Source organism: Amycolatopsis rhizosphaerae (assembly GCF_007713715.1).
GTDB lineage: Bacteria > Actinomycetota > Actinomycetes > Mycobacteriales > Pseudonocardiaceae > Amycolatopsis_E > Amycolatopsis_E rhizosphaerae.
The window spans coordinates 1-6,342 of record NZ_VJWX01000413.1 but is presented as its reverse complement, the minus strand read 5'-3'; the positions used below and the strand labels follow the sequence as shown (position 1 = coordinate 6,342).

At 70.5% G+C, this 6,342-nt stretch carries 7 protein-coding genes; 2 read left to right on the top strand and 5 right to left on the bottom strand.

Features of this window, described 5'->3' with window-relative positions; all coding sequences use genetic code 11:
• The 4 genes from FNH05_RS29105 to FNH05_RS29090 all read right to left on the bottom strand — a co-directional run.
• On the bottom strand, positions 1–555 hold a 555-nt coding region (locus tag FNH05_RS29105; protein ID WP_144592048.1), incomplete at its 3' end, for an HNH endonuclease family protein.
• A complete protein-coding gene (locus FNH05_RS29100; RefSeq protein WP_246128002.1) occupies positions 552–1,847 on the bottom strand; it encodes an MFS transporter in 1,296 nt (431 codons plus the stop codon). The genes FNH05_RS29105 and FNH05_RS29100, both read right to left, overlap by 4 nt.
• Before the next feature lie 47 nt (positions 1,848–1,894).
• On the bottom strand, positions 1,895–2,803 hold the full coding sequence (locus tag FNH05_RS29095) for a ribonuclease Z (protein WP_144592047.1): 909 nt from the start codon (positions 2,801–2,803) through the stop codon (positions 1,895–1,897).
• A 26-nt stretch (positions 2,804–2,829) separates the two neighbouring features.
• The gene (locus FNH05_RS29090; protein WP_246128001.1) at positions 2,830–3,411 is read right to left on the bottom strand and encodes a TetR family transcriptional regulator; all 582 of its coding nucleotides are present in this window, start codon (positions 3,409–3,411) and stop codon (positions 2,830–2,832) included.
• A 62-nt stretch (positions 3,412–3,473) separates the two neighbouring features.
• On the opposite strand from FNH05_RS29090, the gene FNH05_RS29085 reads away from it, so the two are divergent.
• Together FNH05_RS29085 and mca are read left to right on the top strand one after the other, a co-directional pair.
• Entirely contained in the window at positions 3,474–4,802 is a 1,329-nt protein-coding gene (locus FNH05_RS29085) for an MDR family MFS transporter (RefSeq protein WP_246128000.1), read from the top strand.
• Positions 4,790–5,620 (top strand): mycothiol conjugate amidase Mca, encoded by an 831-nt coding sequence (mca, locus tag FNH05_RS29080; RefSeq protein WP_144592046.1) that lies wholly within the window; start codon positions 4,790–4,792, stop codon positions 5,618–5,620. The genes FNH05_RS29085 and mca overlap by 13 nt, the downstream gene beginning before the upstream one ends.
• On the opposite strand, the gene FNH05_RS29075 is transcribed toward mca, so the two are convergent.
• Complete coding sequence (locus FNH05_RS29075; protein WP_144592045.1) at positions 5,527–6,111, bottom strand: PadR family transcriptional regulator; 585 nt, start codon at positions 6,109–6,111, stop codon at positions 5,527–5,529. The genes mca and FNH05_RS29075 overlap by 94 nt on opposite strands.
• Positions 6,112–6,342: the final 231 nt, after the last annotated feature.

The following is a 6,342-nucleotide window of genomic DNA, read 5'->3' as shown; positions in this document are numbered from 1 at the left end:
GTCCGCGGCGTAGTCGCACCAGTCCGACTGCAGCGGCGGCCGCCACTCGTCCGGGGCCTTGTCGCCCTTGGCCTGGTTGACGTTGTCGGTCACCGCCCGCAGTTGCGGGCGGGTCAGGTCGTTGGCGAACTCCTTGCGCCGGTCGGTGGTCCACGAGGCGGCACCGCTGCGCCACGCCTGCGCGAGCGGCACGGTGTGGTCGATGTCCACATCGGACGCCTTGGTCCAGGTTCCACCGTCGTAGGGGCTGTACCAGGTGCCGGAGACGGCGCGGCACTGGTCGTCCGTGCGCACGTCCTTCCCGTCCCGCTTGAGCACCGTCTCCCGGGTGTCGCACTCGCCCGCCACCGTGGCCCAGTGCGGGAACTTCTCCCGCGAATACCCGCCCATCCCGTTGCGCGGCTGGATCACCAGCTCGGCGAGCTGCGCCCTGGCCTGCGCCGGGGAGCCCGTCGCCGCGGCGGCACCCCCCGCGGACGGGCCGGTCCCCGCCTGACAGCCCGTCGTGCACGCCACCACGAACGCCGCCAGCACCGGCAGCCACCTGACCTTCACTTCGCCCCTTCCGGCGCCCGGACCGGGAGCAACGCGAGCAGCCCGGCCACCAGTACCAGCACGATCCCGGCCATGCCGGCGCGTTGTGTGCCGAACAATGCGAGGAACCCGCTGAACGCCAGCGGTCCCAGGAAACTCACCGCACGGCCGGTGGTCGCGTAGAGGCCGAAGGCCTCCCCTTCCCGTTCCGGCGCGACGATGCGGGCGAGGAAGGTGCGGCTCGCGGACTGGGCGGGCCCGACGAAGGCGGCCAGTGCGAGGCCGCACACCCAGAAGGTCGCCTTGCCGGGCAGCACCACCAGGCAGCCGCCCAGCACCACCAGTGCGGCCAGCGAACCGGCGATGATCGTCTTCGGGCCCAGCCGGTCGTCGAGCCTGCCGCCGAACACGGCGCCGAGCCCGGCGGTCAGGTTCGCGCCGATCGCGAAGATCACCACTTCGCTGGAGGAGAACCCGAAGGTGCCCGCGGCGACCACCCCGCCGAAGGTGAAGATCGCGGCCAGGCCGTCGCGGTAGACCGCACTGGCGATGAGGAACCACACCGTGCGCCGCTCGCTCCGCCACATCCCGGCCACTCGGCGCGCGAGCACCCCGTAACTGGCGAAGAACCCGGCCCGGGAGGCCCCGGCGGAGGCCGGCGGCTCGGGCACGAAGAACAGCACGGGCAGCGCGAAGAGCCCGAACCAGAGCGCGCAGAACAGCGCCACCACGCGGATGTTGAGCCCGTCCTGCGAGGTGACCCCGAACAGGCCCACCTTGGGCTGCACGAACGCGAACAGCACGACGGTCAGCGCGACCAGACCCCCGAAATAGCCCATTCCCCAGCCGAAACCGGAAACCTTGCCGATGGTCCGGGGCGTGGACACGCGCAGCAGCAGCGCGTTGTAGTTGACCTGTGCGAACTCCGCGAACACGCTCGCGGCGGAGATCAGCACGACGCCCAGGGTCAGGTACGCCGGGGTGTTCCGGACGAAGAACAGCGCGGCCATCGCGGCCACCACGATCCCGGTGTGCACGGCCAGCCACCGCTTCCGGCGGCCGCCCGCGTCGCCGCGCTGCCCGGTGACCGGCGCCAGCAGCGCGATGAAGACCCCCGCGATGGTCAGTCCCACGCCGAGCGCCGCCGAGCCGCTGTCCGGGTCCGGCGCGACCGCCTTGGTGAGGTACACCGAGAACACGAAGGTGAGGATGATCGCGTGGAACGCCGAGGATCCCCAGTCCCACAAGGCCCAGCTGACGACGCCGCGGCGGTCCGCGCGGGCTTGGGATGGCGTTTTCTCGGCCACGGTCACGGCTGAATCAGACCAAGCCGCTTCGGCGCCCGTCGAACCGGGGTCGGTCAGCGGCGCGGCGGCATCCCGACCCTGGTCAGGTCGGCGGCCACCACGATCTCGCCGTCGAAGATTTCCGCGGCCTCGTCGTGGAAGCGCGCGGGATCGTCGTAGCGCTGGGAAAAGTGGGTCAGCACCAGCCGCCGGACCCCGCTTTCCGCCGCGACTCGGGCGGCCTGGGCAACGGTGAGGTGGCCGTACCGCTCGGCGAGCGCCGCCTCGGCGGACAGGAAGGTCGATTCGATCACCAGCAGGTCCACGCCCTCGGCGAGGGCGTACACCCCGTCGCACAGCCTGGTGTCCATCACGAAGGCGAACCGCTGCCCGGGCCGCGCCTCGCTGACCTCGTCCAGGGTGACCGTGCCGTCCCCGGTGGCGAAGGAACCGTCGCGCTGCAGGCGGCCGACGTCCGGACCGCCGATGCCGAACCGGGCCAGCAGGTCCGGGCGCATCCGGCGCCCGTCCGGTTCGACCAGGCGGTACCCGAAGGATTCCACCGGATGACTCAGCCTGCGGGCGACCAGCGTGCCGAACGGCCCCTCGCGAACCGGACCGTCACCGGTGACCGGGGCGGGCAGGATCGTCGTCACCTCGTGGAACACGCTCGCGTGCCGCAGCCGGTCGTAGTACTCCTGCCCCGAGGCCGGGTAGAGGGCGCGCACGGGGCCCGCGACGCCGTCGAGGGACAACCGCTGCACGACACCGGGCAGTCCCAGGCAGTGATCGCCGTGGAAATGGGTCACGCACAGGTGGGTGATCGCGGACGCGGGCACACCGGCCAGCAGCATCTGGCGCTGCGTGCCCTCACCCGGGTCGAACAGGAAGCCTTCGCCGTCCCAGCGCAGCAGATACCCGTTGTGGTTCCGGGTGCGCCCGGGCACCTGACTCGCGGTTCCCAGCACAACCAGTTCACGCACGAGGCAACCCTAGCCGGAACCCCCGCTCAGGCCAGTCCCGCCGCCAGGACGTCGAAGGCCCGGCGTGCGTACTTCCCGGCCGCCCTCGCGATCGTCTCGGGACGCTGGCCTTCGGCCGCGCGCCACTGCACCTCCTCGAACAGCAGCCGGTACACGCCGGTGAGCTGCGCGGCGACGATCCGCGCGGTCATCTCGTCGTATGACTCGGCGAGTGCCGCCGCCAGTGCCACCTCGCGTTCCTCGTGGAGTTCCCGGAGCCGGGCCAGCAGCGGCGGGCTGGTCCGGATCATGCGGGCGAAGTCCGCACTGGAGAACCCGATCAGTGCGTCCCGGCGGGACAGCGCCTCGAAATAGGCGCGGCGCGCGGCCGCCAGGACCGGCTCCTCGCCGCTCATCGCCCCGGCGAGGAATCCGGCGAACTCCTCGTGCACGTCGAAGACGAGATCCTCCTTGCGGGGGAAGTAGTTCGTCACCGTCATCTTGGCGACCCCCGCCGCCTGCGCGATCTGCGCGATGGTCACCTCGTCGAAACCGCGCTCGACGAACAGCCGCGTCGCCACGTCCGAGATCGCCTGGCGCGTCCGCTGTTTCTTCAGCTCCCTGAGCACTCCGCCAGCCTAGCAGAAAATAGACTTGACCTAATTTTAGGTTCAACCTAATCTTGGCCATCGTGCTGATCAAAGCCTCTCGAACCGCCTCCGACCGCGAGGTCCTGCGCCTGGCGGGCGTACTGGTCTTCGGCGCGGTACTGGCGACCCTCGACACGACGATCGTCAACGTCGGGCTCGGCGCCATCGCCCACGACCTCGGCGGCCCGATCTCGGCCACGGGCTGGGTGTCCACGGGTTATCTGCTGGCGGTGGCCGTGGTCATCCCCCTGTCCGGCTGGGCGAGCGAACGCTTCGGCGGCCGGAGGATGTGGCTGGTTTCGGTCGCGCTGTTCACCGCCGGGTCCGCGCTGTGCGGACTGGCCTGGTCGGCCCGGTCGCTGATCGCGTTCCGGATCCTCCAGGGGCTCGGCGGCGGGATGATGCAGCCGATCGGGCAGGCGCTGTTCGCCAGGGCCGCGGGCCCCCGGCTCGGCCGCCTCATCGGCATCGTCACCCTGCCCGCGACGTTCGCCCCGGTGCTCGGTCCCGTCCTCGGCGGCGTTCTCGTCCAGCATCTCGGCTGGCGTTGGATGTTCACGATCAACGTCCCGATCGGCATCGCCACGATCGTCGCGGCCGTCCGCGTCGTGCCCGCCGACGAAACGCACCGTCCCGGCCACCGGCTCGACGTCACCGGCCTCGCTCTCCTGTCACCCGGGCTCGCCGCCCTGGTCTACGGCCTTGGCGCCCGGAACGCGGTCGCGCTCGGAGCAGGCGCCCTGGCACTGGCCGCCTACGGGTGGCACAGTTCGCGGGCCCGGCAGCCGCTGATCGATCTCCGCCTGTTCGCCCGGCGGGGCTTCGCGGTCGCGACCGGCAACTCCTTCCTGCTCGGCGCCTCGCTGTACAGCTCGATGCTGCTGCTTCCCCTGTACTACCAACAGGTTTGGCACGCGAGCGTGTTCGACGCCGGACTGCTGCTCGTTCCGCAGGCTCTCGGCAGCGCCGTCGCGCTGTACTTCGCGGGGCGCATCGCCGAACGGTTCGGCCCACGCGCCGTGCTGCTGACCGGAGTCGTACTGGCGCTCGCCGGTACCTTCCCGTTCACCCAGCAGGCTCCGGCCTGGCTGCTCACGGTTTCCCTGCTGGTACGCGGAATCGGCCTCGGTGCCACCACGGCGCCGGGGATGGCGGCGGTCTACGCCGCCGTGGAACGGGACGAGGTCCACCGGGCGGCGGCCGTGGTCAACGTGGTGAACCGCGCCGGCGGCTCGCTCGGCACCGCGATTCTCGTCACCGTCCTGGAAAACCAGGGATTCACCACCACGTTCTGGTGGGCACTCGGCCTGTCCGCACTGAGCCTCGTGCCCGCCGCACTGTTCCCGAGGAGGTCCCGATGCGCCGCCTGATGGCCGTACACGCCCATCCCGACGACGAATCCAGCAAGGGTGCCGCGACAACGGCCCGGTACGTGGCCGAGGGCGCCGAGGTGCTCGTGGTCACCTGTACCGGTGGCGAGCGCGGCAGTGTGCTCAACCCGAGTCTCGACCGGCCGGAGATCCGCGCGGACCTGGCCGCGATCCGCCTACGGGAGATGGCGGCGGCCCGCGAGATTCTCGGCGTACAGCAGCGGTTTCTCGGTTTCGTCGACTCCGGAATGGATGGTGAACCACCCGAGGGAAGCTTCGCCAGGGAGCCGCTGGCGAAGGCCACCGGGTCGTTGGTCGAGGTGATCAAGGAGTTCCGGCCGCAGGTGGTGATCACCTACGACGAGACGGGGGGCTACCCGCATCCCGACCACATCAAGACGCACCAGGTCGCACTGGCCGCCTTCGAGGCGGTCGCCGGAACTCCGTGGCAGATCGCCAAGTTGTACTACTTCTCGGTGTTCACCAGGGACTGGTTCCACGCGATGCACGACGCGCTGACCGCGCGGGGAATCGAGTCGGCGATGGGGTCCGTCCTGGCCGGACTCCCCGCGCCGACCCTGCCGGTGACCACCCGGATCCGCTGCGACGAGTACTTCGCCGTCCGGGACCGGGCGCTGCTCGCGCACGCCAGCCAGGTCGATCCGGCCACCGGGTTCATGGCCCATCCCCGCGAGGTCGAACGGGCGGTGTGGCCCACCGAGGACTACTCGCTCGCGCGCTCGTTCGTACCGGTCTCCCTGGTGGAGGACGACCTGTTCGCCGGGGTGGACGCCATCGCCGACCAGAAGTCCACATAGGCCTCTTCGTGCCGGATGCCCAGGTCCAGCAGGCGGGCGCGGGACACCGCGTCCGGCCTGTCCCGATCGATCTCCGCGCGGAGTTTCCGGTACAGCTCAAGCCATTCGCGATGCCGGGCCGCCTGCTCCGCGGCCAGTTCGGCATCGTGCCCCGGACCGGCGAGATCGACGAAGGCGAGCTTGAGCAGCGCCGGGTTGCGGGTCTCCGGCTGCGCGGTGCGCGGATCTTCCAGCCAGCGCTCCAGTGCCGCGCGCCCGGCGTCGGTCAGGTGGAACACCCGCCGCCGCCTGCCGTGCTCCTCGGCCCGTTCCTCCAGTAGGCTGCGCTCCGCCAGCCGGGCCGGATCGCGATAGAGCTGCGCGTGCGGGATGGGCCAGTAGTAGCCGACGCTGTCCTCCACCCGCGCCTTCAGCTCGTACGGCGTCATCGGCCCGTACCGGGCGATCAGCCCGAGAACGACGTAGGCCGACGGACTCAGCTCGCCGGGCATCCGCACCTCTTTCGTTGACACCGTCTCACTGAGACTATAGCTTCATCTCATTGCAACGGTATCAATGAGAGGATTGGGTGTGTACGTTCATCCCGAGCTGCGGCAGGTCTTCGACGCCCTGTCCGAAAGGCCGGAAAACCCTTATGCGGACATCGAAACCACCCGCGCCGGCTTCCGCGCGCTGATGAGCCGGTTCCCCACCCGCCCGGACATCACGGTCGAACACCGCAC